Here is a 26,760-nt window from a genome sequence, read left to right on the forward strand (position 1 = left end):
ATAATCCCTGAATACGTTGACGCAGCGGGGGTCGAATTTCAGCTTTCTAGGGCTTCCTCCTAATGTCTGTTCACCCTTGTTTTACACCCGGCTGACCGGGTGCTATAATGGGCAAGCACATTAAGAGGCCATGGTATCGGTTATGAATGAAACGGAGGACACTGGAAAAATGAGAAAGGTTGCAATTATCGGTGGTGGAGTATCCGGGCTGGGGGTGGCTTGGGCCCTGGACCGACACCCTGATCTGTTCGAGTTCCGAATCTTTGAAGCCCAGTCTCAGCTTGGCGGCAATGCCATAACAGCTGACATGCCTCAAGAAGATGGGACCTCGATCCCGTTCGATATTTCCGTCACCGCGTGCATTCCATCGGCATACCACCATATGGTGCTGTTCCTGGAGCAGCACGGCATTGATCTGTTAGACACAAAATTCAACTACAGCGTTAAGTACCGTGGCGAAATCTATGCACACGATTTCGACTCAGACATCAGGAGCCAGCTGCAACCGGAAATTGCCAAGTTCCAGAAACTCCTGAAGCGTCTCAAATGGTTCGGTCGACTTAACCACTCCAGATCCCGATTGCTCAATGCTCTCAATCCATTCAACTACATCAGCATGGGTGCGGTTCTTAACTGGGGCAGGTTCTCCGGAGACTTCAGGTACAAGGTTCTGAAGCCGATGTTCGTCAATTTTCTGATGGCAACAAACGTGTTCGACATGCCCGCGTCCCTGTTTGCCCGGTATCTGGAGTTCTTTGATATAGAAACCTCAACACCAATGCAAACATGGGAGATGGGCACACGGCGCATATACGAGGAAATGTCAGCCGGATTTCGGGACAAGATATACCTGAACAGGCCCGTGAAGAAAGTGTATCGGCGTGCATCCGGTGTGGTCATTGAAGATGAAAATGGAACCACGGAGACATTTGACGATGTGGTCTTTGCGTGCAACGCGAACCAGACATTGATGATTCTGGACAATCCGACCTTACTGGAGAGTTTTCTTCTTTCTTCGATTCGTTACGAGAGCGAATTGCACAACCATACGATTGTCCATTCGGATGCCTCAGTTCTCCCGGACAACGCTGTCAAGCCCCTCGAAACCCGGAGCAACCACATTGAACAGTACGGTGTGAGACCCGATAACTATGAAATTACCTACATCATGCACAACCAACAACCCTGGGCAAATAAATCGGACAAGCCATGCCTGGTGACCTACAACCCGATCAGTCGTATCAACGAAGAAAAAATCGTAAAGAAATGGTGGTTTCAGCATATCGTACACGATGTGTTTCACGTAGCTTTTCTGGTTAATCTGTTTGGTTTCGTTCAGGGCAGGAAAAGAACCTGGCACTGTGGTGCTCATACTCTGATCAACAGTCAAGAGACATGTTTTGTTTCCGGCCTCGTTACGGCAAGACAACTTGGAGCAGACTATCCGTTTCAGGATTCCGAAGCGAGGAAGTGGTTTAACTTCTACGGACGTATGATGTACGGATGGCGCCTCAGAAAGGCGTAAAACAGCCCCGGCAAGTCGTCAGTAGTCGTCATCGTCATCGTCGGATTCATTGAGGTTATCGAGGGCCTCGACCGCTTCGATGTGCAGTATCCGTTCGTAAGCGTCCTTCGCCGGTAACCCGATGGAGCGCATCAGCAGATTCCGCGCCTTCTCCTGGTATTTAAAATCTTCCAGCGCTATTAAGCCGAGTGCGTACTGCAGAGACACAGCTTTTGCATTGGGAGCCAGGGCAAGAGCCCTTTCGAAGGAAGCAATGGCATCCTTTTTCCGCGCACCGTAGACGGTGCGGGCCATGAACGAACCCATTGCGCCAACCAATTCCGAATGCCACCGCCCCAGGCTGAGATGTGCCGCCACCAATTTGGGATTAATTCGAAGCGCGGTTTCCGTGGATTCGCGTATTTTTTCCGCCTCTCCCGCTGCTTCGAATATGCCTACAGTCTCCGCACGCCGTCCGATAGCACGCGCCAGCTGCAGATGGGCATCCGCATTATTGGGATTGGAGATAACCGCCTTCCTTGCCAGCGTTACGGCGCGCTCAAGCAACTCTTTCTTCTCGCCTTCTTTGGCAATGTAGTTGGCGTGGACTGACAGCGACTCTGCAGAGAGCGCGAACCCCTGTGAAGTCCCGAGGCTTTCACTGATCCGGGCTGCCTCGGCGAATCGCCCCTGTGTATAGGCCGCCTTTGCCTCGTCAATGGTTTTTGCGTGGGCGACACCGATTGGCGGCAGGACGTATACAAAAGCCAAGCAGCAGAAAAAAAACAGGCATACAGTATTAACCGGATAGTGTTTATTGCAACTGTTCATTTTAACGGCTCCAGAGTAATTGGGGTCTGCCAGAAAACCGAACGTTCGTACACATTATGTAGCGTACCAACCACAAGAGTTATATTCAAATCTGGTATGCGGAAGTTATTCCTAAATGCGTTTGCCATAAAACAACTGCGGTTTCCGTGGATTTCTTAGTGTTCGACACAGGTATTTTGCCGAGTCAAGTATATGATTCCCTGTACATAACTTAGTGTAATCAGGTATATAATTACCGATTTAGCAATTAAATTAGGCCCTAAATGGCAAGGTAGGTTCTGAATGGACGACGGCAAAATCCGAATTTTAGTTGTCGATGATGAAATAGATTTAGAACAGCTTATGCTGCAGAGAATGCGGCGTGAAGTTCGCCGCGGTCGTTACGAATTCGAATTTGCACACAACGGTGTGGAGGCTCTCGAACGTCTACGCAACGACGACGGGTTCGATATTGTGCTGTCTGATATCAACATGCCCGTTATGGACGGGTTGACATTGTTGGCACAGATACCGGACGTAGACCCTGATATTCGTGCCGTAATGGTCTCCGCATACGGCGATATGGAGAATATACGGACTGCCATGAACCGCGGGGCATTCGACTTCGTTACCAAGCCGATAGACTTCACGGACCTGAAGACTACAATTGAACGTACGATTGAAAACCTTGCTATGTGGCGTAAAGCACTGAGTGCGCGCGACAAACTCGTAACTCTCCAGAACGAGCTTGATGTGGCAAGGACAATGCAGCAGGACATTCTTCCGAAATCCTTTCCGACTTCTGAAACATTTGATCTGTACGCAAGCATGGTTCCGGCTCTTTCCGTAGGCGGCGACTTTTTCGATGTTTATGAATTTAGTGATGGCCGGGTTGGAGTTGCAATAGCTGATGTGTCGGGCAAAGGAGTGCCCGCGGCAATGTTCATGATGGCCAGTCGTACATTGTTGAAGGCTTGCGCGGCAATTTCCACCTCTCCAGCCGCCGTGCTGGAACAGGTAAATACGATGTTGGCGGAGGACAACGATGCCATGACATTCGTAACCCTGTTATATGGCATTTACGATCCTGGAACGAAAGAATTCGTCTACGCAAACGGCGGACATAATCCGCCAGTCATTGTCAAACCGAATCTGACAACTGAACTGTTGGAGTCAACGGGAGGAGTTGCTCTAGGCGTGATGCCGAATTTCAAATATGAGGAAAATACAGTCACCATCGAGTCGGGTTCCATGATCGTGTTCTACACTGACGGAGTAGTAGAAGCTGAAAAAAAAGATAAGGAATTATTCGAAATGGACAGGTTTTGTGAAATTTTCCAAAGCGGCACTTTCAAGAACTCCGAGGAAGTTACGAATGAGGTATTCGAGACGGTCAAAGAGTTCGCTGGTGAAAATCCCCAATCTGACGATATAACCTGTCTAGTTCTGCGGACAACATAATGGGTAAAGACGGTAAGATGCAAGCTTCACGTACGTTGATCGTTTCCAATCGGACGGAAGAAATCCAGACAATTGCAGTAGCGCTGGAGGAATTTTTTGAACAACAGGGTCTCCCCTCCGAATCGTTGTTTCCCACACAACTCTCCTTGGAGGAGATCTTCACTAACGTGGCCAGCTATGCGCATGATGATGATCAGGAACATGAAGTGGAAATTATATTCTCAAGAGAAGACGAAACCATAACTGTTGAGGTGCTGGATGACGGAGTTCCCTTTAATCCGCTAGAAGAGGCGCCGGAGCTTGATGTCGAAAGTTCGCTTGAAGACCGCCGTATTGGTGGAGCAGGAATAATGCTCGCAAAGCAACTGATGACGGAGTTGCGCTATCAACGCAACAGTGATCGTAATCATCTGACTATGATCAAGAAAATTTAGCAAAGATAAAATGCGGTTATTAAGCAGACTGTCTCTCAAAAAAGTGATTGCCGCCTCAATAGTTGCAATACTGGCAACCGCAGCATCGGGGGAAGCCCAACAGCAAACACACGCTGTGCCGGGCGTATACAGTGATCGCATTGTCTTTGGGCAGTCCGCCGCCTTCAGTGGTCCGGCCGGCAAACTTGGTAAAGGCATGCAAGCCGGCATTCTTTCCGCGTTTAAAGAGGTTAATGACCGGGGTGGCGTTAACGGACGTCGTCTGGAACTGCAATCAATGGATGACGCATACGAACCGGAAGCGGCAATTGTAAATACGCGGCGACTGATTGGTGAAAATGTTTTCGCACTCATCGGCGCAGTTGGCACTCCTACGTCCAAAGCTGCGGTACCCGTCGCGGAGGAACACGATGTACCTTACATAGCGCCTATGACCGGCGCGGAATTCCTGCGTGACAGCGCACTCCGGACAGTAATCAATCTTCGGGCTTCGTATTATCAGGAAACCGAGGAGATGGTAGAACGATTGACGACCGATCTCGGAATTAATCGCATCGCCATTCTCCATCAGGATGACTCATTCGGTCGTGCTGGTCTGAATGGAATCCTTCTTGCTCTTGAGCGTCGCAAACTTTCTGCTATCGAAACGGGAATATTTCCCCGCAATACTGTCGCGATAAAGACGGCCCTTCTTGATTTGCACGCTACCGGACCGGAAGCTGTGATTATTATTGGTCCCTACAAGCCAACTGCGACATTTATTAAGTGGGCGCGCCACATCGGTATGAATTCCATTTTTATGACACTTTCTTTCGTAGGCAGTAGTGCCTTGGCAAGCGAACTGGGTGATCAAGGGACCGGAGTTCTGGTTACCCAGGTGGTTCCTTTTCCAACCGGAAACACGGTGCCTGCCTCCGCTTCCTATCGTGCTGCGCTCAAGGCGTACGACCCGGCGGCAAAACCCGGATTTCTATCGTATGAAGGATATTTAGCAGGGCGTTTGGTTATCTATGTGTTAGATAATTGCGGCAAACAGGTTAACCGCGATTGCATCGACGCGGTGCTGCGGACTGGCAACAACATTAATTTGGATGGCTTCACCTTGCAATATAGCAAGAATGATAATCAAGGTTCAGACAGCGTGTTCCTGACGATTATTGGTCCTGATGGCCAGTATACGCCACTCACGTCTCTAACCTCCACGACGATACTGACCGACGGTTTGCATATACAAAAGAATTGAGATAAGCGGAATGTTTTCAAAACTCTGGAACCGAATTTCTACGCAACTTTATATAAGTTACGCAGGCGCCGTAGTACTCATCATCATCGTCAGTTTGATGGCTCTTTTCTTCCTTAGCCAAATCGGCAAAGTTCAGCAAACCGTTAATGAAAAGAACATACCCGAGATGACATCGGCGTTTGCAATTGCCCAGCAGACAGCCATGCTCGTCGCCGCTGCTCCCCGACTCACCGCGAGCACGCCTGAGCAGTTCAGGACCGTTGTCGGGACGGTCGACCTGCAGGCGGATGCATTTAAAACACAACTCTCGGCAATGATGGAAAACCAGGGAGAAAGCGAACAAGCGCGGCAGATTCAATCCGACGGGGTCGCCATAATCCAGAACATTGAGCGAATCAAACTGCTTGTCAGGAAACGTTTTGACCTTCGCGAGAGCAGTCTCAATCTCAGAGACGAGCTCCGGGGTATCCAAAGTAAAATAACGCCGATTATAATTAACGAAATAGACGATCAGATGTTCTATTTAATGACCGGACACCGGTCTCTTGATGCAGTACAATCTCCTCGCTCGGTTCATTTCTCCGAACCGGAATTCCTGATCTATCGTCGCCTGTTTGAACTCCGCGAAGCGGCTGTAGTCGCTTCACAGTTGCTCGCAACCACGTTTGTAGTGACCGATGCGGCCATGCTGCAGCCATTGCGAGAACGGTTTGAAGCCGCAGCCGGTAGCACCAGCCGATCTCTTGACGCGCTTGAGAAATACGAACAGGAGGGAGGCGACCTTCATGACCAGCTGTCTGGGATTTTCGAAGACCTGGTCTCATTCGGCAAAAGGGAAAACAACGGATTCGACCTGCGCAGTCGGGAACTTGCAGTTGACGATGAATTATCCGCCCTGCTTCTCAAGAATCAGGTTTTGGGAATTGACATCGTAGCGCGAGTAGAAAGCGTTGTAAACGATTCGAGCATAGCTGCAGGGGAGATGGCGAGCAAAGCGGCTGCAGTAACTGCCACCAGCACGAAGGTACTACTGGCTTTCAATATTGTTACTATAAGTGGTGGAATCTTGTTTGGATGGCTACTTGTACATCGTCGTCTGATTCAGCGTCTGGAGCGGATATCCAGTCAAATGCAAGAAATGGCTGATGGCAACCTGGAAATAGCCGTCGACACCAGAGGTAATGACGAAATCGCGCAATTAGCCAAGGCGCTTGAGGTGTTCCGATATAACGCACTGGAAGTACAGCGCCTTAATCTTGTAGAAACGCTCGCCAACCAGCTGCAAGAAAAAAACGAGGAACTGGCACATACTAACGAAGAGTTGGAACGGGCGCAGGACCAGATCGTGATGCGAGAGAAACTTGCTGCGCTTGGCCAGTTGACAGCCGGGGTCGCGCACGAAATCAAAAATCCAATGAACTTCATCATGAACTTCTCAGAGGTTTCACAAGAGCTGCTGGAAGAACTGCTGGAAGAGGTAGCCAAAATGGAGGCTAATGGGGAGGCGAAAGAGGAATACGATCCAGAGTTAGTCGAGGAAGTAGCCGAGGATTTGACAGGAAATCTGAAGCGCATTCACGAGCACGGAACTCGTGCGAACCGAATTATAACAGACATGCTCAAGATGGGCCGTGGTGGCGGGGAATGGCAACCAACTGACCTCAACATACTGCTTAACGACCATGCACTGCTCGCGTTCCACAGCGCTCGCGCCGCCGACCCTGACTTCCAGCTAGAAATCCAGGAAGACTACTCGCCGGATATAGGCGAGATCACGGTGCAACCGCAGGACATCGGCCGGGTTTTCCTAAATCTGGTAACCAATGCCTGCTATGCCGCGGATGAAAAACGAAAAATGCTGGCTGCTGCCGACGATGCGTCGAAGAAGGATTATCAACCAACGCTTAGTCTGAGTACGCGGTTGGTTGATGACCATATTGAGGTACATGTTCGTGACAATGGAACCGGCATTCCCGAATCTGCGTTGGAGCGTATCTTTAATCCGTTCTATACAACGAAGCCCACGGATAAGGGGACAGGCCTGGGATTATCGCTCTCCAACGACATAGTACGACAGCACGGTGGTGAGTTTCGCGTAGAAACGGAGGAAGGCGAATACACAGATATGATTGTTGTCTTGCCGCTTGACCCCGTAGCTAACCAAGTAACTGACACTTCAGGAGAAGGAGCAGAAGGCGAGGACCCGGCAACTGCTTCTTTGTAACAAGGTTTAACCCGTTATTGTAGCTATAGCATCGGAACGAGATTCGAGCACATTAATGATTTTGTCGAAACCCGCAATCTCGAAGATTTCTTTTATGGGACCGGGCAAGGAACACAGCATGAACCTCGTCTTTTTACCTTGAAGTGTTTTTGCAATAAGCAGAATTGAACGCAATCCCGCACTACTGATATAGGACAGCTTTTCAAGATCCAGAACGACGGGATTGTCAGAACCGCCAATTTCCTTGTCCAGATTTTCGTGGAACTCCTGCGCGTTCATACCATCAATCCGGCCAGCTACGCTTATTATCAGGACTCCATCAATCTGATCGGCCTGTAACTCAAGTTGGTTGTTTTGAGTGCTCATTCTCCACCAATAACAACAATCTATCTGACTATAGAGTAACAATCAAGATAGAACTTTTATATAGCAATAGCGAGCACAATGCCGGAATATTTCAGAGGACGCAACCCCAGGAATCCAGGATTGGGCAGGTGCTGCAGTTTTTCTACCTTGCGCAGCTAAACACACGTATCCGGGGATCGTAACGGCACGCGCGGCAAGCACGGTGCCAATCGGGCCTAATGGGGTTTGCGAGCCAGGAAACAGTACAGCGGCGTGAAGATACCGGTTTTACCACCATTGACATAGGCATCAGCGGTCTGGTCCAAGGATCGGAAGACTTCTGCGGAACCCTTCGGAAACAACCCAACCATTTCGGCCAGCTTTGATCCTGCGACCAACACTCTGCGGCCGTGGGGAAGCCTGAACAAGGCGCTACCCAACATCCCGTGTCGACTCTCTATGGGTTGATACCATGGTGTGGATGCCTCCCCCTCCGAGGCGCCCAGGTCCTTCCCCTCGATGATGTGGAACCCTGCCGCTTCAAGCGCTTGATTCACTTCCCCGAACGTGGCGATGTCCTTTAGTGCAATGCCGCGCTTGAGATCGCGCTTGAGGTCCCAGTGCCGGCTGTCATTCGGATCGAACTTGTCCGTCAGACACATTTCATGCCCCCAGAACAGGGCTCCGGGTTTCAGTACGCGGAATATCTCTTCGAACGCACCTTGCTTGTCCGGCGCATGGCACGTTGACTCGATGGCATAACCCCGGTCGAAAGTTGCGTCTTCAATGACGCTCATATCCATGAAGCTGCACGCTAGGTAATCGACCATGTGGTCGAGCCCCGCCTCGGCATTCAATTTTTTCGTCTTTTCCAACTGGATTTTGTTGATGTTGATCCCGACAACCCGGACACCGGCCTCACGAACGACACGGCGCATCGGGCCGCCGATTCCACAACCAACATCAACCACCGTCATGCCCTGCTGCAAATCCAGCTTGTCGATCATCAACCGCTGATAGCGGATTTTGGAGTCCTCCAGGGTCTCATTCGGCGCGAGAGGTGCGAAGTGCAGGGACTCACCCCAACTCCATACCATGAGCTCACTGTAAAGATCGTAGTAGTCTTTGACCAGTTGGGCGTGGTCGTAATCGCCCGAGTCAACGGCTTCGGGCGTCGCTCGCTCCATCCAACTCTCGAAGTCTTGCACGCGACGGGCGATGTTGGAACCCCGGTACGCATCCCTGAGTTTTTTCGGTAGCTTGCCTATATCCATGGCATGGTTTACCCCTTTCCCTCAGTTTTTTGGAGGGCGGAGATAGAGAACCCTGCTTCATGAGGATTCCCACTGAGATTATTCTCTTCCGTTCTCATCCATCCTTGGAAAAGTTTCAAAATTGGGCTCGAAATGCGTTACCCCGCTTTATCGTAGACCTTGGGGCGGCTTGATAACGGGCCAGTCAGAATAAGCCTGTCATTCCTGCCTACACCTTAATACAGACGGTCGCTCCTGTCAATACAAAGGAATCTTTGTATTAGTGATAAACCAATTGTCCGGTTTCTTAACAAATGAACTCAGACCGTGGGGATATCGAGAGAGAAGTCGTAAAAAAATGGACCGACCGTTAGAAACACGTGTGTTTTCTTGTGGAAGAGATGAAAAAGCCAATTCCCGGGATTGCATCCCCCAGAATATCCCGGTATTATTTTTTGTTGCGACATGAAAGTCCCATCTTGTTTGTCGCGCTATCATTATCCATTGTGTTCAGCAATATTGCACTGCCAAGGCGGATAGGGCCGGACATGGCAAAGTGAAGGGAAAATGCCAGATCTGAAACCTATACATATTGCGTAATTCTGCATGATCGTATGAACCTGGAATCTTGCATCTCAATGATCGTCACCCGCCGCTGGCTGACCATTGTGCTCTCTTTGCTTGTTATGCTGATCCTTGCTGCGGGAGCCACGCGCTTGATTGTGGTGGACGTAGATTTCCGCAACCACTTCAGTAAATCCGACCCACACCTCCTTGCACTCGAACAGCTTGAAGAGACATATGCGCTGTCCGATGTTGTATTGGTTGCCGTAGCGCCGCATAACGGCACCATTTTCACACGGGAAACGCTTGTTGCCATTGAAGAGATGACTAAGCAGCTTTGGCGCACCCCGTACGCCACCCGCGTCGACTCTATTTCAAACTATACGCACAGCGAGGGATTCGAAGATGAGCTGGTTGTTGAGCAGCTTATCGACGAAGCCAGTTCCCTGAGCGATACCGATATACAACGAATCATGGATATCGCGCTCGGCACTGAGGAAGTTGCCGGGCGATTCGTCTCCCGTGACGGACGAGTTGCAGGCCTGGTTGTCAGTATTATTCTTCCTGACGACAATAGGGAATTGGCCAAGCGAGAGGTCACCGACTACCTGTATGAAACTGTTGCCGACGCCGGGGAGAAATATACATCCACCGACTACCACCTTTTAGGTGGACTCATCCTCAATCGTGTCATAGGTGACGCGATTGACGATGAAACTGCCATCCTTGGGCCCATTGCTCTTGGAACCATGCTGCTTGTCGCCTTGATTCTGATACGTTCGATATGGGGGACACTTGCCATTGTGCTGATGATTACTGCCGTCATCCCATCCGCGCTGGGCTTTGCCGGGTGGACAGGCTTAAAGCTGTTTGGTGAAAGCGGTGCCGCAATGTTTGTACTGATGGCTGTGACCGTCGCTCACTCCGTGCACATTATTGAGGCAATGGCCGTGGGCTTACGCCAGGGCATGACGAGAACAGAGGCGGCAATCTATGCCGTGCGAGTGGACGTGTGGCCTATTTTCCTTACCTCGTTCACAACCGCAATCGGATTTCTGAGCCTGAATTTCGTAGATATGCCGCCGTTTAAGGTCATGGGCAACATCGTGGCGTTCGGTTCCGTGTGCGCTTTTGTCTTTTCGGTGACCCTGTTGCCCGCATTCCTGTCACTATTACCTATTCGTCCCCGGAAGATACGCGAAAACAAACAGGATTTTTTCGATCGTCTCGGCCGTTTTGTCATCTCCTATCGTACGATCCTTCTGTGCTCCTTTGGCATTATGACTGTCTTTCTGGTTGCCGGCATTTCCAAGATTGAACTTAGGGAGAACTGGCTTGAGGTTCTTGATGAGAGTTACGAGTTCCGGCGATCCGCGGATTTTCTGAGCGAGAATTTCCCTGGAGTGGAAACCTATGAGTACTCTCTGGATTCCGGCCGTGAAGGCGCCGTAACGGACATAGAATACCTAAAACAGGTCGAGTCGTTTGCGGACTGGTACCGGGAGCAACCGGAATTTGTCCATATCTTCTCAATTGCCGACATCATGAAGCGTCTGAACAAGAACCTGCATGGTGATAACCCGGATTACTACGTGCTTCCTGACGATCCCGAACTTGCTGCGCAGTATCTTTTGCTTTACGAATTCTCTCTTCCGGTAGGCCGTGACCTTAACAACCTGATCGACCATGACCGGAGGGCAACACGCGTAACGGTCTCAGTGAAAAGTATGTCCAGCAAGGAAAAGATTGATCTTGACGATCGTTCACGTGAGTGGCTGCGCCAAAATGCCCCCGGCATGGAAACCGGCGCTACGGGAATTTCGATTGTGGGGTCTCATTCGATTCAGAGGAATATTGAAAATATGCTGCAGGGCACTTTCGTGGCGATGGCCATCGTCTCCCTGCTGCTGTTCGCCATATTCAGAAGTATACGCTTGGGACTGATCAGTGTGATCCCCAATTTCATTCCGGCCGCCATAGCCATGGGACTGTGGGGGTATCTGGTGGGAGAGGTAGGAGTTCCGGCGGCGGTCGTCACCGCTATAGCATTCGGCATCATCGTGGACGACACGATCCACTTCATGACAAAATACACGGATAGCAGAAAAGCGGGGAAACTGCCTTCGGAGTCCGTTCAGATTGCCTTTCGCCTAGTGGGCAGGGCACTGTTTACAACTACCGTAGTGTTTGGTCTGGGCTTTATGGTGTTCGGAGCATCCGGGGTGGTTGGAAACCAAGTGCTTGGTCTTTTAGTGGGAATAACGGTAATTATCGCTCTACTGGCAGATTTTTTCTTTCTTCCACCACTTCTGATGCTACTTGACGAGACCAAGGAAACCACCGAGGAGATCAGGGAGCGATTAAGGGGCTCAACCGCATAGATCGCAAAGATTCCACTGTGCGACATGGAAAAGCTGAATAGTATGCCGAAATCGGCATAAACATCCCTGCATACCTTTACGGATTATAATACTGACCATCGGGATAGAACTGCCTGCAGTAGCGCCGATACTTCCCGATATCGCCGTCAACACTGCAAAGCCTCGGAAGTGACCGATGTTTCAGATTTTTCCAGATGACTACATCCTGCATGACGTCATGCTCCTGGGATGAAATGAGGACCTTGTTCATGAGGCGGGTCCTGAGTCCCACGGGAAGGAGCCGCAGCCCGTGGCCCACTCCCTTCGGATTACGAAGTTGTCGCACTTGGCTCACCAGCGTCAGTTCAATAAATTTGCCATCAGTCGGTGTTGAAAGCACCCACAGGCGGGTGTCCATGTTGATCGAATGTTCGTGAACCTCGACAAGTGAATAGCCAAGCCCGTGTATGCTGGCGACCGCAGAAACGTCGTACTCGAAAAGCTTGATGCCGGCAACCGTAAGGTTACGTTTGAAGTTAAAGGAGTTCCTGAGGAAGGAGCCGTCAATCGATACCGAACCGACAATGTTCACGCTGTTGTAGTGGTGCACATAGTTAAGGTGTGCGACATCCACGGAGTTCTCGGTAGTTTCCTGGGGATGTCCCGGGAAACGGAGGTGGCAGAATTCCATCCCGCCCCAGTCGGTATCCGTTGTGGAAATTTCGGGCAGGTGCCATTGAGGTTCTCGACCGCCGCTGCCCCACCAACCAAAAATGAGACCCTCTATCTCTCGTGTCTCGAACACCTTCAGCTTGGCGGTTTTTGGCGGAGGAGCAAAGGGTGTCGCCACGCATTGACCGCTCACATCAAACTCGAAACCGTGAAAAGGACACACTAGGGAACCGTTGCGCACCTTCCCCCCTGCCTCAGGACCAAGATCGGCTCCAAGATGCGGACAGACCGCCTCAGCAACACAAACGTTCCCTTCCCCGTTGGACCAGACAACAATCTGTTCTCCAAGCCAGGTTCTCTTCAGGAGTCCCTTTTTTTCAATCATCTTGCGGCTGGCGACGAAATACCAGCCTTCCGGAAATGGGTAAAGCAAGGATTCATCCTTGCGCACGTTTGAGTTTGGATTCATTTGCTGTTACTCCGCTTATCCAGCGTTAAGTATCAGAAATGCATTTGCATTAGCCTCAGGGAATTATATATCTAAACAGAAAAAGTGTAAACACACTGCTCTCTCCCATCGTTTTGCCTGCCTTTTGTGTCTGGCTCAATGCACGGCCAGTCTGTTCTCTTAACACAAGCCCATAACTTGTCATTACGAAATGTTTTGGTTGCAGACAAAATGGCACCCGTCCAGCCAGGTTGATCTTGAAGTTGCATCTTTCATTAAATACTATACTAGCGTTGGTGGTAATCGGTCGTTGTTACAGAATTCTTAATAGTGAGTTTCCGCACGGAAGAACTTCCGTAAACTCATGGGAGAGGCGGGAGACCTTGAAGTTTTCGGGGCCAAGTTTCCCAGAATGCAGATGTTGACGGTTCAGAATATCATAGAGGGGAAAAGAGAGAGGCAGATGCCTCTGCTTCCGTGAACTATGGAAAATCTTAGATACATAATCAGTTACCTATTGGGATTTGCGGTTATTGCTCTTGTGGTGGTCTTGATAATACTCGGCGGTGTTAGTCTAGTTCGCTGGATTTCTGGGTAATTAAAGGGTTAAGTCCATAGCTACTTATTGCGGAGAATAATCCCTTTATAGGGAAAACCTGCCATGCAGCTCCGCAAATTACTGAACAGACTGAAGGCCGCGTACAGGGGGTCGAGGGCATACCTTAGGGAGTTAATAAACTGCGCGTCTTGCAATTTCTTTAAGCATCTGCCTGAAAATAACCCAGTGAGTGGGGTAAAGACCATACCAATAGATCAGGCCACCTAGGCCCAGGGGTCGGAAAACTGCTGTCTGCGTTATTCGACTGCCCCCTTCAGCGGGCTCGACTTCAAACTGAACAAAAGACTTACCGAAAAGAATACATAATAAATATAAATAAAAATTTTTGATATTCACAAACCCCCTGTAAATAAAGGCGATTGTGTGTTTTTGTAACTTCAAACTGAAGCCACGCCTGACCGGGCAACCTCATTTCCGCTCTCAGGCTCAGCAGCCGATTCTCTTCATACGCCTCAACACGCCAGAAATCCAGAGGATCACCCGGGCGCAAGTCGGTCGGATGCCGCCTGCCCCTCCGCATGCCTACTCCGCCCACCAGCAGATCAACCAGGCCGCGCAGATACCAGATCCAGGTGGCAAAATACCAGCCCTGCTCTCCGCCAATGCGCCGTATGGGCGCAAAGGCCCGCGGGGGGTCCACGTTGACGACGGTCCGCTGGCAGTCGATAAGCCTCGAACCGAAACGGCCTCCTCCCCAAGACGGCCGGCTACCGCCTGAAGACACGGCGTCGCTCCAGCGGGTCTGGGCAATCTCCATATCCTCCCGCTTAAGGGCCCGGTCTATCGCTTGAGACACCCCCAGAGGATGTACCGGGAAACGTTCGAGGGCCACCTTATCGCGGACAATGGTCTCGTTGCGTAAACCGTCAACGAGTTTCCTTCCCACCCTAGCATAAAGAGGAGTCACAAGCCCCAGCCAGAGACTCGAGAGATTGGGACTCAGGACAGGCACCGGAATCATAAGGCGCCGCACGCCGATCTGGCGGGCATATTCATTCATCAGTTCGCCGTAGGTAACCTGGTCGGGACCGGCGATTTCGAAAACCGCGCTGTCCTGCAGTTCCAGATCCAGGCCGCAAACGAGATAGGCTATTACGTCTTCGATGGCGATGGGCTGGGTTAATGTTCTCACCCAACTCGGGGTTACCATCAGCGGCAGCCTGTCAACCAGGCTTCGCAGCAGCTCAAAAGAAAGCGATCCTGAGCCGATTATGATCGAGGCGCGAAATTCCAAGGTCAGGGGACCTTCTGAGGCCAGAATACCCCCTACTTCCCTGCGACTCGCCAAGTGAGAGGAAAGTTCGCCGTCTCCGAACAATCCTCCCAGGTAAATGACTCGACGCACTCCATGCTGGCGTGCAACCCGGGCAAAATTACGCGCCCCGATACGATCCTGCTCTTCAAAGTTGTCCCCGGAACCCATAGAATGGACCATGTAGTAAGCCGTGTCCACTCCCGCAAGCGCGATCTCAAGAGAATCGGTGTCAAGCACATCGCCGGCGATAATCCGGGTATCGGGAGAGAAACGACCGGCGAGATATCCGGGGTTGCGGGCAAGACAGCGCACCCGCTCTCCCCTTTCCTCTAAAGCTGGGACCAGCCGCCCGCCAACATAACCGCTTGCCCCAGTCACCAGTACGATCCGGTCTTTTTTCTTATCCTCGGACATCAAGAAAGAACCCAAATGCTGTAAAAAGCCTTTTTGTCTTCTTAACGAAAGGGCATATGGAGGATTTTCCCGCCTCCCCCGTCTCGGACACAGGAGGACTAGGAAAGCAGTTTCTGAATTCTCTTTATCCTCTCTTCTTCCGTTTCCTCTTCCTTCGGGCTTGGGGGAATCCCGTTTCCCCTTATCACGGCGGGCCTTTCGCCAACCTCGGCATGCCACCTGATAAGATTCGGAAAAGCCCCGAGATCCAGTTCCGCCCAGTCGTAAGCGTTTATCCATGGCCACGTGGCTATGTCGGCGACCGAATACTCTTCTGCAAGATACTCCACCTCAGAGAGTCTTTCGTCGAGTATCGAGTAGAGCCTTTTAGTCTCCTCGGTGTATCTCTTTATGGCATAGGGTATTTTTTCCGGGGCGTACTTTAAAAAGACGTTCAGTTGTCCCTGCATGGGCCCCACAGCCGACATCTGGAACATGAGCCATTGGATGCACGTTGTTCTGCTACTGTCTCCGAGGGGCGGAAGAAAGCTTCCGAACTTGTCGGCAAGATATATGAGTATGGCTCCTGACTCAAAAACCGCCGTGCCGTTGTCATTATCGACTATCGCGGGTACTTTCCCGTTCGGGTTTATCTCGAGAAACCACGGCTCCTTGTGTTCAAACTCAGAGAGGTTAAGCGCGTGAACCTTGTAGGCGGCTCCCAGTTCTTCGAGCATTATTGAAACCTTCTTGCCGTTCGGCGTGGCCGCCGTGTAGAGATCGATCATTTTTTGCCTCGGTTTATATCGGGCCCTCAGTTAGGGAATTATATACAATAGTTACGAAAAATCCGGTCGATTTAACTTGTTTTCTGCATCGGCCGTATATGTTAAATTTACTTCTGGAAGGAATCAGGCGATGACCGCAACGGGTCACGCTCCCGAAATGAAACGCAGATTGAGTACGGCCGGACGAAGGATGCACAGATGACTTATATAATAAGCGCAATCCTAGTGATGAGCGGGTTTATGGGCGGGGCCCAGCTGGCCTACTCTAAGCTCTATGACTGGAGAATAGCCGAGGGAGACGGCAGTCGTCTCAAGGACCGTTACAGGAACACCGCAATGAACGGAACAATCGCCGTGGCGCTTTACCTTGTCGCGATCGTGATGTTCGGGGAACTCCTGATAGACTGGGATGCAGCTTCCACCTGGTACAAGCCTATCCTTGTCCTGCTGCTCTACGATTTCGGGTACTACTGGCTGCATCGTCTGCTGCATGTGCGGAAAGTCATGCAGAAAGTGCACTGGGTTCATCACATGAACCTGCATCCTACCGCCGTTGATTCCCTGTACCTGCACCCGGTGGAAATGATCGCGGGGCTGGCTTTCCTGCTAATCTCGATAGTGATAGTGGGCCCCTTGGGTATCGGAGCGTTTCTGGCGGTCCTTTTGCTCCATACCATCATCAACATACTGCATCATACGAACCTGCAGCTACCTTATCGTCTGGCATGGCTCGCGAACCACTGGGCCGCAAGTCACGATGCGCATCATAGCCAGGGAGGAAATTACGGAGTGATTACGCCCGTATGGGACTGGATATTCGGAACGCGCTCATAAAAGATCCCGTACTGGTAACCGGCGGATGCGGATTCATCGGAGGGGCAATTGTCCACGCATTGGCCGACGAGGGGCGGGATGTGCGGGTAGTCAGTCCGCATTGCCATTCGTTTCGCTCCGACGTGGGGTTCCTGAACGTGGATATCAGAGACCTCTCGGCCCTCGTCCGGGCCTGCCGCGGATGCGAGACGGTTATTCATTGCGCGTCCGTCGTACAGACCCGCAACACGGCACGGGATGAAATGTGGTCCGTGAACTACGGCGGGACGGTCAACGTGATAGAAGCATGCAGGAGGGCCGGCATACGCAAACTCGTGCATATCAGTTCGGCCAGCGTGGTTTTCGAGGGCAGGGATATCGAGGCCGGAGACGAGACCCTTCCCTACGCGAAAGTATCAATGAGCGCCTATGTGGACAGCAAGATAGAGGCGGAACGGCGTGTCCTGGAGTTCGCTGCAGAGGGCGTAACCCGGGCGTGCGCGCTGCGTCCTCACCTCGTCTTCGGTCCCGGAGACCAACGTTTCCTCCCGAACATCCTCAAACGGGCGGACGGGGCGGGTATCCAAGAAATCGGCCGGAGGGAGAAGCTGTCCGACTTCGTCTATGTTGACAATGTGGTCGATGCCGTGCTGGCCGCGGAACGGGCCCTTGACTCGAACGGGCTGGTATCCGGTCAGGCATATTTCGTGACGAACGCGGAGCCGGTCCCGTTTTTCGAGTTCATAGAACGCCTGCTTATGGCGTCAGGGTACAGTCCCATCGGACGACGTATTCCCTACTGGGTGGCGTACGCGGGAGCGGGCATTGTGGAGGGCTTCCATGCCGTGATGCGACGGGGTCTGGTCCCGGAGGACGGCCTGTCCCGGTTCGCGGTCCGCTACCTGAATACGCATCACTACTTCCGCATTGACAAGGCGCGCCGCGACCTGCATTGGCAACCCCGCATATCCCTTGCCGAGGGGATAGAACGCACGGCCGATTCGCTGCGCGATTCGGCGTAGAACAGGACGTTACGTGTTAAACAAGAACCCTCTATCGCAAAGGAACCAGGCGATAAAGGTGATGTCCCGCGATAACCGGACCTTCGGCGCACAGATCGTAACCACAGCAGAAATTTTCACTGAGTCCCCCTTTTTTCAGAAAGCCTCATGAAAGATCTCTTCAAGGAATCTCTGGAACTTGAGGGGTTACTTAAGATAGAATAATATCGTCAAAACCGGACAGTAACGATAACGGCAAAGGCGCAATCGGCTCCGTCAAGGCCATCCTGGGACATCGATGGAACCTCCCCGGCCGAACCTATTTTTCAGGCGAACTTGACTTCGCTTATAACCTTAACAAAAAAGTAGACGGCAGGCTTAAAGGAGTTGATGACACTTCTTCGCCGGAGGCTCCCGACGTGTTTCCCGGAGACTGGGACCTTGAGAAGAACTACAGCGCGGGATTTAACGCGAAGCTGGGGTTATCGCCCGGGGAAGACATTCTGGGAAGCGGCGGTTCGATTTATCTGGTCGGAGGCGTTAAGTGGGCGGACTTCACGTTTGACGGCGCTTATGACGGCATGGTCGTCCTTCCCGACGGCACTACCCAGCGGATTGCAGGCGTGGACAGCAAGGAACTCAGCGTGTGGCCCTGGCTCGTGGGAGCCGGAGTAGAATTCGGAAGCGAACAAAACCGTCTTGATCTGAGGGTTACCTACTCCAGGTATAAATTCGATTCAAGCTCGGGAGACGGACTGACCACCTCGACGTCAAGGGTTGATTATGATTTTGAAATCAGCGAATGGGGGGCCTACGTTGGCTACACCTTCGCTACCGGGTTCGGTCTGGGCATCTGAGTTCCCGGATAACTTTCGACGGACGCAGGGTCCGGCGAAAAAGCGAGGTGCCGTATGTGCTTGGCCGATCTTGCAAGCCGACACCTAAGTGTTCGCATCAAGTTCAGCCATTTTTCCGTTTTCCCGGCACGCATCGGAGAAATTCCAATATCCGTTCCGACCCCACTGTAGTTTGAAAGCTACTTTCATCAAACGATAAAAATGGTCTAGGAATTTAAGGAAAGAAAAAGAATGAAATTTGAGGTGTCACCTAGTCACCTCTGGAGTATGCGAGGAGGGCTACTGCTCTCCTCCTACGGAACTTTTGGGGTCGAGGGTTCCCCTCAGCAGTCGCAAGCAGATTTTGCCGCATATTCTTAATAATGGAATTTACCGAATGATTAACAGGAATCAATAGAAATTATGCCAGTCCCTGTTTCCCGCTCTTAGCATAAAGAGAAAGTGATCAAACCATTTTTGCAACCACACCTATACAGGTTAGCTGAGCAGCTCAGTTCCATTGTCGTTTCGCACCTTCAGGCAGCCTATCCGCGTAAATGGCATTAGCTCTGGAACCGATTCCTGATATTCTCGATAGGTAGGATACCTCTCAAGAGAAATCGACTCTACCAACTTTGAAGTAAAAACGAAAAGCAACGTTAATATAATGAAGCCGAGCCCGGACCAGTTCAACCACTGCCCCGTAGCCGCAACGGCGAAGAGATAGAACACCCACCACAGGCTTATATCGCAAAAATAATTCGGATGGCGGCAAAAAGCAAAAAGGCCGGTCTTGATAAATGGTTGCGTAATTTCCTCGCCTGCCGCGATCTTCTGTTTCTTAGCCTGCTGAAACGCCCACATTTGCTCATCAGCAATGGTTTCACCAACAAGGAACACCAGGAATAAAGTTACAGATACTCCATCAATCCAAGTAAGCGACGTATCGCGTCCTAACCATGCCAGATGCACTGGAGCAGTAAACAACCAAATTATGAACATCTGCCCGAACGCAATAAACAGGATATTAATCACTTGAAACCTGAGTTCGCCAACTTTTTCGCGTACGATGCCCCATCGATAGTCTTCACCCCCTTTCCAATAACCTCCCTTGCGCGCAAAGTTGAATGTGAGACGAACTCCCCAAAGCGATACGAGAATCAATATGAGATTTAAACGCGGCACGTCAAAGTCAACACTTGCTGCAACGATAAGGCAATAGATGGTTGGACAAATTGACCACAACCGATCAACCCAAGAGTATTCGCGAGTTACCACGGACAATAGCCACACCATCGCCGCCAAGATCAGACACAGGTCAAGTGCTGTACCAAACGGTGTACCTGCGAGTGGATGGTTAAAAAAATTGATATCCAGCATGCTTCTATTTTCCACCGACTAACGTATCCGTCATACGCTCCAGCATCAATATCGCTCTGTTCAAATGTCGCAAATGAGTTTCTACAGTACCAACTTAGAAATTTGCACGTGCATTAAGTTCGCGCCATACCGGCAAAGCTTGAACTTTCGATTAATTCATTGCTCGTAACACACTAAGCAAACCAAAGAAAGTAAACACGTATCGACTTGCCCGGTAACGGCCCTACGCCCATCAATTGTTGCTTCCTGTAGGAATTTCGCTGAATGGAATCCCCTTATCGGAGCGGAGGTCCTGTGGCATTCCGAGAACACGTTCAGCCAAAATTTTGAGCATTATTTCATCTGAACCACCCGCAATGCCACTATCTTTGTAATTTGATAAAACCAGCTCTCAGACTATACTTTTTGTCAACTTTTTTTTACAAGTCCCATAAGTTAAAAACAACTTTAAGGAGGTATGAATATGAAATTCGGCATTGGTTATTACAGTCTTCAATCACCCTCTCACCATCCAAGACCACATAGTGAATTGTACAGCGAAATGCTGACTGAAGTGGAGATGGCAGATCAGATGGGGTTTGACTCCGTATGGCTGACGGAGCATCACTTTCTGGACGATGGTTACTGTCCCTCAATGCTTATAGCCGCTTCGGCAATGGCCGCCAGGACTAAAAATATCCGTATAGGTACAGGTGTGTTGCTGATACCCCTTCATGACCCGATCCGAATAGCGGAAGATGCTTCCGTTGTTGATCTCATTTCCGGCGGAAGATTTATACTGGGACTGGGGCTGGGTTACAGGAAAGAAGAGTTTGATGGATTCGGCAGGCAGTTAAAGCAGCGCAGGGGCAGGATTGAAGAAAGCCTTGAGATACTGAACAAGAGTTGGAGTGATGATCCGTTCAGTTTTGATGGAAAGTATTATCAGATAGAGAATTTGAATGTAACTCCCAAACCCGTTCAACAGCCAATACCAATATGGATCGGTGCTTTTACAGAACCCGCCATAAGGAGAGCAGCTAGGATTGGTGCTCCGCTTTACGTTCCGGCAATCGGCGTAATACCGATTATCAAATACCTTTTTGATATGCATTCATCTTTCTTGAAGGAATATGGCAAAGACCCCGACGAAGTTGAAAAGCCACTTGTCAGAGAAGTTTATATTTCCAACAAAAAAGCCGATGATGCTTGGGAGGATATAAAAGAGCACGTCACTTATACGGCCAAGGGATATGCTTCATGGGGTTCAATGGTGGATGCTGAGGGCAACTTGCTGAGTGATCCGTCAGATCCGATCTTGTATGACCTTGCAAGGCAGCAGTCAATTATAGGAACCCCCGAAGAATGTGTTGAGACTATCATGGAATACCGGGAAAGTTTATCTATAGACAACCTGATATGTAGATTTAAATTCCCGGGTATTTCGCATGAAGAAGCAGTAAGGTCAATGAAATTGTTTGTGGATAAGGTGCTGCCTGAAGTAGGATAGCTCGGCTATTTCTCAAACCATTTTTGCAACCACACCCACAGGGCGGGGTTCATCAGGCCTGAATCTCGTCCGCTTTCCGAAGATGTTTCGCGTATTCGAGAATTTCCGGGAAAAACCGGTTGAAATGCTCGTTCATCTCGTCGTAGTGCGCCACGAGTTCCTGCTCGGACCCGGAAAGGGGATTTTTTCTCCTTACCCTTATCGACATCCCCTGGAATACGACGCCGAGCCCGGAAATGCTCCGGTACTTCTCTATCCAGCCGCCCTTGATAATGGTGTTTATCCTGGCCGCTGCGGGCTCGGGGAAGATATCCGCCGCCCCGAGGATTATACCGTACGACCTGTCAAGAAAGTCCCTTAGGCTCTCATCCGAATACCTCTCCCAGTTAACGGCAAGCAGGTGGTCATAGAAGATGTCAAGAATAACCCTGCTCCAGCGCCGGCGCTCGGGACTTATAAGCCGGGCGCACTCCCTCGTTATCTCATGAGAATCCGTCCAGGCGTCAATCCTGCGGTGCATCACTATCCCGCGTCTTATGCCCGGGGAATAGCACTCCTCGGTGAGACGGCCCTTCACGAAATCGCCCAGGAAATTTCCTATCAGGCATTCCGGGTCATCCCCGGCAAGGCGTATATGGGCAAGGTAGTTCATCTGCGGGTATCACCCGGAACTCAGCCGCTCAAGCAGCTTGTTTATTCTTCCGACCATGCTTCCGGGATTCTCCATGTACCCGGCGGCCAAAAGCGCGTTATCAAAGAGCTGCTCAACTATGATTGCGGCGAATTCTGTGTCTTTTTCCCTCATGGAAGCAAGGTTTTTTATAAGCGCGTGGTCGCCGTTTATCTCAAGGCGGACAACGGAACGCATCTCTGCGCCCGCGCTTATGTTCCTCATGATCCTTTTCATCCCCTGAGTCATGGTGGAATCGGAGTTAAACGCGGCGGCGGGACTCTCAATGAGCCTCCGGCTCATGCGCACGTCCCCGACCCTCTCGCCAAGCACTTCCTTCATCCAGCCGCAAAGCGATTTTTCCTCCTCGGAAGGACGCTCTGAAGAACTCTCCGCATCCTTATCCGCAACTCTTACGTCGACGCTGTCGGCGGAAACAATCTTTTTTTCCTTGTACTCCCCAAGAGTCGACATCACAAATTCGTCAATCGGCTCGTATATGAAAAGAACCTCGACGTCCTCTGAGCGGAAAAACTCCATGTGGGGCCCGTTCGAAAGCGTGTCTCTTGCGGAACCGAATAGGTAATAGACCTCCTCCTGTCCCTCGCGCATCCCCGAGAGGTAATCCTCAAAGGAAACCAGTTCCCCTTCCCCCTTGCGCGAGGACTCGAAGCGAAGCAGCCCCCGAAGCTGCTCTTTGTGCTCAAAATCCGAGGCCACTCCCTCCTTTATGAAAAAACCGAACTTGCCGTAGAAATCGCCGTAGCTCTTCGGGTCGTCAGCCGAGCTCTGCTCGAGGAACTTTATGAACCTTTTAGTGATGGCGGAATTAAGCTTCCTCACAAGGGAGCTGTCCTGCATGGTCTCTCTTGAGATGTTAAGAGGGATGTCGGCGCTGTCCACCACGCCCTTGAGGAACCTCGCCCACTCGGGAAGAAGATTGTCGGGGGAGGCGTCTATAAGAACCCGCCTTGAGTAAAGGCTCACTCCGGTGTCCATTCTCCCGAATCCCAGGCGCTCCATGTTGTCCTCCGGCACGAACAGAAGCACGTTCATGTCAATCGGGGCCTCCGAGGAGAAATGAAGCCTGTATCTCGGTTCGTCAAAGGAGTTTGTCTGGAACCTGTAGAAGCCGCCGTACTCCTGATCCGTAATCTCGCTTCTGCTGCGAAGCCAGACCGCTTCGGTGGTATTTATCTGTTCGCCGTTTAGCTTAAGGGGGAAGGGAACAAACGCGGAGTATTTTCTGAGGATGTCCCCTATCACGTCCGGATCTGAGTACTCCTTTGCATCCTCCCTCAGAGACACGACGACCTTCGTTCCCCTTCTGTGCCCCTTTCCCTTTGTTATCTCGAACACTCCGTCCCCGCTGCTTCGCCAGACGAGGTGCTCTGAATTCTTCCTGTAGCCGCGGGTCGCTACCTCGACCGAATCGGCAACCATAAAGGAGCTGTAAAAGCCCACCCCGAACTGCCCGATCAGGTCTCCCCCTTCGGTCCCGCTTTTCTCCATCGCGTCAAGAAAGCTCCTTGAGCCCGAGCGTGCTATCGTTCCCAGGTTCTCAACAAGATCCTTTCTGCTCATTCCGATGCCGTAGTCGGTAAAGGTGATCGTATTGTCCTCGCTTGAGGTGGATATTTCGATTTCAAGCGGGAGAGCCTCGTCGTATATCTCTTTTTCGGTAAGCTGTATGTACCTCAGTTTCTCTAGCGCGTCAGAAGCGTTTGAAACCAGTTCCCTGATGAATATCTCCTTGTCCGTATAGAGGGAATTGATCACGATATCCATCAGCCTTCGCACTTCGGCCTGGAACTCGTGCTTTTCAGTTTTCTCCTTGGTCATCCGAAACCTCCATCAAGCGGCAAATTCCGCTTGGAAAAACCTTTTTCACATTAGTAAAAATAAGACTGATTGCTCCCTTGACAAGTGCACGCGGCCCGAGAACCGTTTTTTTTATACGGCAAATGTCCCAAGACGGCTAGCTTGTTGGTGAAAGCTCAGAAGAAAGATACGGGGTCAGGTCTTGATAATGTTCAGAAGACAATCCTACTTACGCCCTATAGCCTCCCCCCAGGCAAAAGCCGCCAGCGCTCCGGGGGTGTCTCTCCACTCATCAAGCTCCCGGCGCCAGTCATCGAACTGCTCCCGGGTGGCAAGCCCGTATTTCGTGGCCGCTTCGACAGTAGCCGGAGAGAAAAACCAAGCGCTAATAAAACCGTGAAGAAAATCAATGTCTTCATCCGTCGAGAAAGGCTCAAACGAAACGCTCGCGCTTATATCCCGGAAACCGGCCTCGATAAACAGCCGCTTGAGCTCCCTGCCGATCTGAGGGTGGCCCCCATTGGCCTCGATAAGCTTCGCGAACGTTTCCCATCCGCCTCTCATCGAAGGCTCAAGAAACGAAGAGTCAACAAACATCTCCCGGCTTGAGATGATGCCGCCGGGCTTTAGAACCCGACGCACCTCCGCCAGAACGGCCACCGTGTCCGGGGCGTGCATGAGCACGGCGTGGCAGTGCGCGACGTCAAACGAGTCATTCTCAAAGGGCAGATCTGTCACACAAGCGGTCTGGAATGTCGCGTTTCGGTGTCCGCCGGCCTCTGCGGCGGCCCGTGCGATCTCGATCTGGGAAGCCTCCATATCGACGCCGAAAAGCTCTCCGGGTTCAACCGCTTCTGCCAGCCCCACCGAAATCGTTCCGGGACCGCATCCGAAATCAAGAACCCGCATGCCCGGCTCAAGGTGCGGGAGCAGGTGCGCGGCACTGCTCCCCGCGTTGCGGCGCCTGAGCAGTTTCTGAAAATCGTCGCTGTATCCCATGGTGTAGGTGGCAGTGGAAGCATCTTGGGTCTTTTTGCTGTTCATGGATTCCTCCCGAGTGTTCTTGGCAAATCATTATAGACCCCAAGCGCCGCATTTAAAAGCCCCGGGGAACCGGAATTCCCAAAAAACTTGAGCAGGGACCTCTCCGCCCTCCCCCTCCTCCAAACACTCACCGGGAATATTCCCTTTTGCTAACTGTTCTCCCGAACCTTTTATCGCCCGTTCAGCTTTAGAGAGCGTCATACTAAAATATGGTCCGAGCCGCGATCTGGAAATATTCACTTTCTTTTTTTCGCTCTCCACACCTAATTCTTTCTCCACAGCGTGAGATCGTCTTGCGCAAAAACCCCGGGCTTAACTGAGGCTTGACAGTGCGCACTCATGTTTGTTAGACTAACTGTACATACCTAGACCGACCGGATGTTCCTAATACGGGAAGTCTGTAATCAAGGGGGGGGGGAAGTGCTTCCATGAAAGATTCAGCCCATAGAAACAAACCGACTCAACTGGAGTTTAGTTCTACCCCCCCCCATTTTATTCCTTAGTTCATAATCAGAGAACACTCGTTTCCCTTATGCTGGCTGCGCTTGTCGGCGCTCTCTTGCTGTTCGCCGCACCTGCCAGTGCGCAGACCACGCTTTGGTCCGCCACGTTGACGGTGAAGAACTTGGGGAGCGGCATAGGATACGGCTGCTGGAACGGTAGCGCAACGCCCTCGGCACGATGCTCGACTGCAGCAACCCTGTCGAACGACGATTTCAACCACGGCGGCGTGGATTATCATGTCAGCGCAATCATTAGTAGTGCCGGCAATCTGGACGTTGCGTTCGACAAGGCGATTCCCCAGAGCCTCCGTACCACCGCGACGCTGAATGTCGGCAGCAATGCCTATACGCTGGCAAGCGCGTCGTTCTCCAACAGCAACAAGACTATGAGTTGGGTCGGGAATTCGGCCGAAATTCCGCTGCTCACCTTGAACTCGAACGTATCGCTGAGCTTGGTGCTGCCGCAGCAGATGCAGACGCTGAGCGTCGAAGCCACCCCGCCATGCGGGTCCACCGTCACCGACCTCTCCGTGCAGCCGTCCCACGTTCTTGTGCTCGATCCCGCCCCGGCTGCAGATACCATCGTAGAATTTCGCTGGGTTGCCGGAGACTCCGCGGGGCCATGGGGAGAGACAGGCCTGCCAATCAGACCGTCCGGACGCTCGGACTCTGTAGCTCACAATCCCTTTGCCGATCTGCGGAATCTGCGCCCTGGTTTCGAGGGATTTGAATTCAGGCTCCAGAGCGACCACAGCGTCATGGCGGAATGCACCTGGACGCTTAGAGAAGGCTCCGTGCGGACTCCGCCTCCGCTCCCACCACCCCCACCT

General features: G+C 51.4%; 22 protein-coding genes. 11 read left to right on the plus strand and 11 right to left on the minus strand.

What is annotated here, in order from left to right; genetic code table 11:
- Window positions 1–130: 130 nt before the first annotated feature.
- Window positions 131–1,525 carry an NAD(P)-binding protein gene (locus F4Z13_01485; GenBank protein ID MXZ47917.1) on the plus strand — a complete coding sequence of 465 codons (1,395 nt, stop codon included), beginning with the start codon at window positions 131–133 and terminating at the stop codon, window positions 1,523–1,525.
- Window positions 1,526–1,543: 18 nt separating this feature from the next.
- On the opposite strand, the gene F4Z13_01490 is transcribed toward F4Z13_01485, so the two are convergent.
- Window positions 1,544–2,335: a hypothetical protein gene (locus F4Z13_01490; protein MXZ47918.1), complete on the minus strand. Its 792-nt coding sequence runs from the start codon at window positions 2,333–2,335 to the stop codon at window positions 1,544–1,546.
- A 282-nt stretch (window positions 2,336–2,617) separates the two neighbouring features.
- On the opposite strand from F4Z13_01490, the gene F4Z13_01495 reads away from it, so the two are divergent.
- The 4 genes from F4Z13_01495 to F4Z13_01510 are packed head-to-tail and all read left to right on the plus strand — an operon-like array spanning window position 2,618 to window position 7,676.
- A complete protein-coding gene (locus F4Z13_01495; GenBank protein ID MXZ47919.1) occupies window positions 2,618–3,775 on the plus strand; it encodes a SpoIIE family protein phosphatase in 1,158 nt (385 codons plus the stop codon).
- The gene (locus F4Z13_01500; GenBank protein MXZ47920.1) at window positions 3,775–4,209 is read left to right on the plus strand and encodes an ATP-binding protein; all 435 of its coding nucleotides are present in this window, start codon (window positions 3,775–3,777) and stop codon (window positions 4,207–4,209) included. The genes F4Z13_01495 and F4Z13_01500 overlap by 1 nt, the downstream gene beginning before the upstream one ends.
- Before the next feature lie 28 nt (window positions 4,210–4,237).
- Window positions 4,238–5,452, plus strand: a complete 1,215-nt coding sequence (locus F4Z13_01505) for an ABC transporter substrate-binding protein (protein ID MXZ47921.1) — start codon at window positions 4,238–4,240, stop codon at window positions 5,450–5,452.
- Window positions 5,453–5,462: 10 nt separating this feature from the next.
- On the plus strand, window positions 5,463–7,676 hold the full coding sequence (locus F4Z13_01510; GenBank protein ID MXZ47922.1) for a HAMP domain-containing protein: 2,214 nt from the start codon (window positions 5,463–5,465) through the stop codon (window positions 7,674–7,676).
- 6 nt (window positions 7,677–7,682) lie between these two features.
- Here F4Z13_01510 and F4Z13_01515 read toward each other — a convergent pair whose 3' ends face one another.
- Together F4Z13_01515 and F4Z13_01520 are read right to left on the minus strand one after the other, a co-directional pair.
- Window positions 7,683–8,042 (minus strand): STAS domain-containing protein, encoded by a 360-nt coding sequence (locus F4Z13_01515; protein ID MXZ47923.1) that lies wholly within the window; start codon window positions 8,040–8,042, stop codon window positions 7,683–7,685.
- Window positions 8,043–8,257: 215 nt separating this feature from the next.
- Entirely contained in the window at window positions 8,258–9,295 is a 1,038-nt protein-coding gene (locus tag F4Z13_01520; protein ID MXZ47924.1) for a methyltransferase domain-containing protein, read from the minus strand.
- A gap of 593 nt (window positions 9,296–9,888) precedes the next feature.
- Here F4Z13_01520 and F4Z13_01525 point away from each other — a divergent pair.
- On the plus strand, window positions 9,889–12,219 hold the full coding sequence (locus F4Z13_01525; protein MXZ47925.1) for an MMPL family transporter: 2,331 nt from the start codon (window positions 9,889–9,891) through the stop codon (window positions 12,217–12,219).
- A gap of 76 nt (window positions 12,220–12,295) precedes the next feature.
- Here the strand turns inward: F4Z13_01525 and F4Z13_01530 are convergent, their stop codons facing one another.
- The 4 genes from F4Z13_01530 to F4Z13_01545 all read right to left on the minus strand — a co-directional run bounded on the left by F4Z13_01530 (window position 12,296) and on the right by F4Z13_01545 (window position 16,373).
- Complete coding sequence (locus F4Z13_01530; GenBank protein ID MXZ47926.1) at window positions 12,296–13,339, minus strand: Rieske (2Fe-2S) protein; 1,044 nt, start codon at window positions 13,337–13,339, stop codon at window positions 12,296–12,298.
- Between the two features lie 709 nt (window positions 13,340–14,048).
- Complete coding sequence (locus F4Z13_01535) at window positions 14,049–14,318, minus strand: DUF2867 domain-containing protein (protein ID MXZ47927.1); 270 nt, start codon at window positions 14,316–14,318, stop codon at window positions 14,049–14,051.
- Window positions 14,224–15,606, minus strand: coding sequence for an SDR family oxidoreductase (locus F4Z13_01540; GenBank protein MXZ47928.1), 1,383 nt, complete (start codon window positions 15,604–15,606; stop codon window positions 14,224–14,226). Before F4Z13_01540 ends, F4Z13_01535 begins: the two co-directional genes overlap by 95 nt.
- A 98-nt stretch (window positions 15,607–15,704) precedes the next feature.
- Window positions 15,705–16,373, minus strand: coding sequence for a glutathione S-transferase (locus F4Z13_01545; protein ID MXZ47929.1), 669 nt, complete (start codon window positions 16,371–16,373; stop codon window positions 15,705–15,707).
- A gap of 198 nt (window positions 16,374–16,571) precedes the next feature.
- Between F4Z13_01545 and F4Z13_01550 the strand changes: the two genes are divergently transcribed.
- From F4Z13_01550 to F4Z13_01560, 3 genes are all read left to right on the plus strand, one after another.
- Window positions 16,572–17,207, plus strand: a complete 636-nt coding sequence (locus F4Z13_01550) for a sterol desaturase family protein (protein ID MXZ47930.1) — start codon at window positions 16,572–16,574, stop codon at window positions 17,205–17,207.
- On the plus strand, window positions 17,177–18,208 hold the full coding sequence (locus F4Z13_01555) for an NAD-dependent epimerase/dehydratase family protein (GenBank protein ID MXZ47931.1): 1,032 nt from the start codon (window positions 17,177–17,179) through the stop codon (window positions 18,206–18,208). The genes F4Z13_01550 and F4Z13_01555 overlap by 31 nt, the downstream gene beginning before the upstream one ends.
- Before the next feature lie 398 nt (window positions 18,209–18,606).
- A complete protein-coding gene (locus F4Z13_01560; GenBank protein MXZ47932.1) occupies window positions 18,607–19,044 on the plus strand; it encodes a hypothetical protein in 438 nt (145 codons plus the stop codon).
- A 477-nt stretch (window positions 19,045–19,521) separates the two neighbouring features.
- On the opposite strand, the gene F4Z13_01565 is transcribed toward F4Z13_01560, so the two are convergent.
- Complete coding sequence (locus F4Z13_01565) at window positions 19,522–20,403, minus strand: DUF1295 domain-containing protein (protein ID MXZ47933.1); 882 nt, start codon at window positions 20,401–20,403, stop codon at window positions 19,522–19,524.
- A gap of 457 nt (window positions 20,404–20,860) precedes the next feature.
- Here F4Z13_01565 and F4Z13_01570 point away from each other — a divergent pair, with 457 nt between their 5' ends.
- On the plus strand, window positions 20,861–21,892 hold the full coding sequence (locus F4Z13_01570; protein ID MXZ47934.1) for an LLM class flavin-dependent oxidoreductase: 1,032 nt from the start codon (window positions 20,861–20,863) through the stop codon (window positions 21,890–21,892).
- Between the two features lie 52 nt (window positions 21,893–21,944).
- On the opposite strand, the gene F4Z13_01575 is transcribed toward F4Z13_01570, so the two are convergent.
- The 3 genes from F4Z13_01575 to F4Z13_01585 form a co-directional block, all read right to left on the minus strand.
- The gene (locus tag F4Z13_01575) at window positions 21,945–22,544 is read right to left on the minus strand and encodes a DUF479 domain-containing protein (protein MXZ47935.1); all 600 of its coding nucleotides are present in this window, start codon (window positions 22,542–22,544) and stop codon (window positions 21,945–21,947) included.
- 9 nt (window positions 22,545–22,553) lie between these two features.
- Window positions 22,554–24,404 (minus strand): molecular chaperone HtpG, encoded by a 1,851-nt coding sequence (htpG, locus tag F4Z13_01580; GenBank protein MXZ47936.1) that lies wholly within the window; start codon window positions 24,402–24,404, stop codon window positions 22,554–22,556.
- 204 nt (window positions 24,405–24,608) lie between these two features.
- Window positions 24,609–25,427 carry a class I SAM-dependent methyltransferase gene (locus F4Z13_01585; protein MXZ47937.1) on the minus strand — a complete coding sequence of 273 codons (819 nt, stop codon included), beginning with the start codon at window positions 25,425–25,427 and terminating at the stop codon, window positions 24,609–24,611.
- Window positions 25,428–25,959: 532 nt separating this feature from the next.
- Between F4Z13_01585 and F4Z13_01590 the strand changes: the two genes are divergently transcribed.
- The coding region (locus F4Z13_01590) for a hypothetical protein (GenBank protein MXZ47938.1) at window positions 25,960–26,760 on the plus strand (801 nt) is incomplete at its 3' end.

The organism is Candidatus Dadabacteria bacterium, from assembly GCA_009837205.1.
In the GTDB taxonomy this organism is placed as follows: domain Bacteria; phylum Desulfobacterota_D; class UBA1144; order Nemesobacterales; family Nemesobacteraceae; genus Nemesobacter.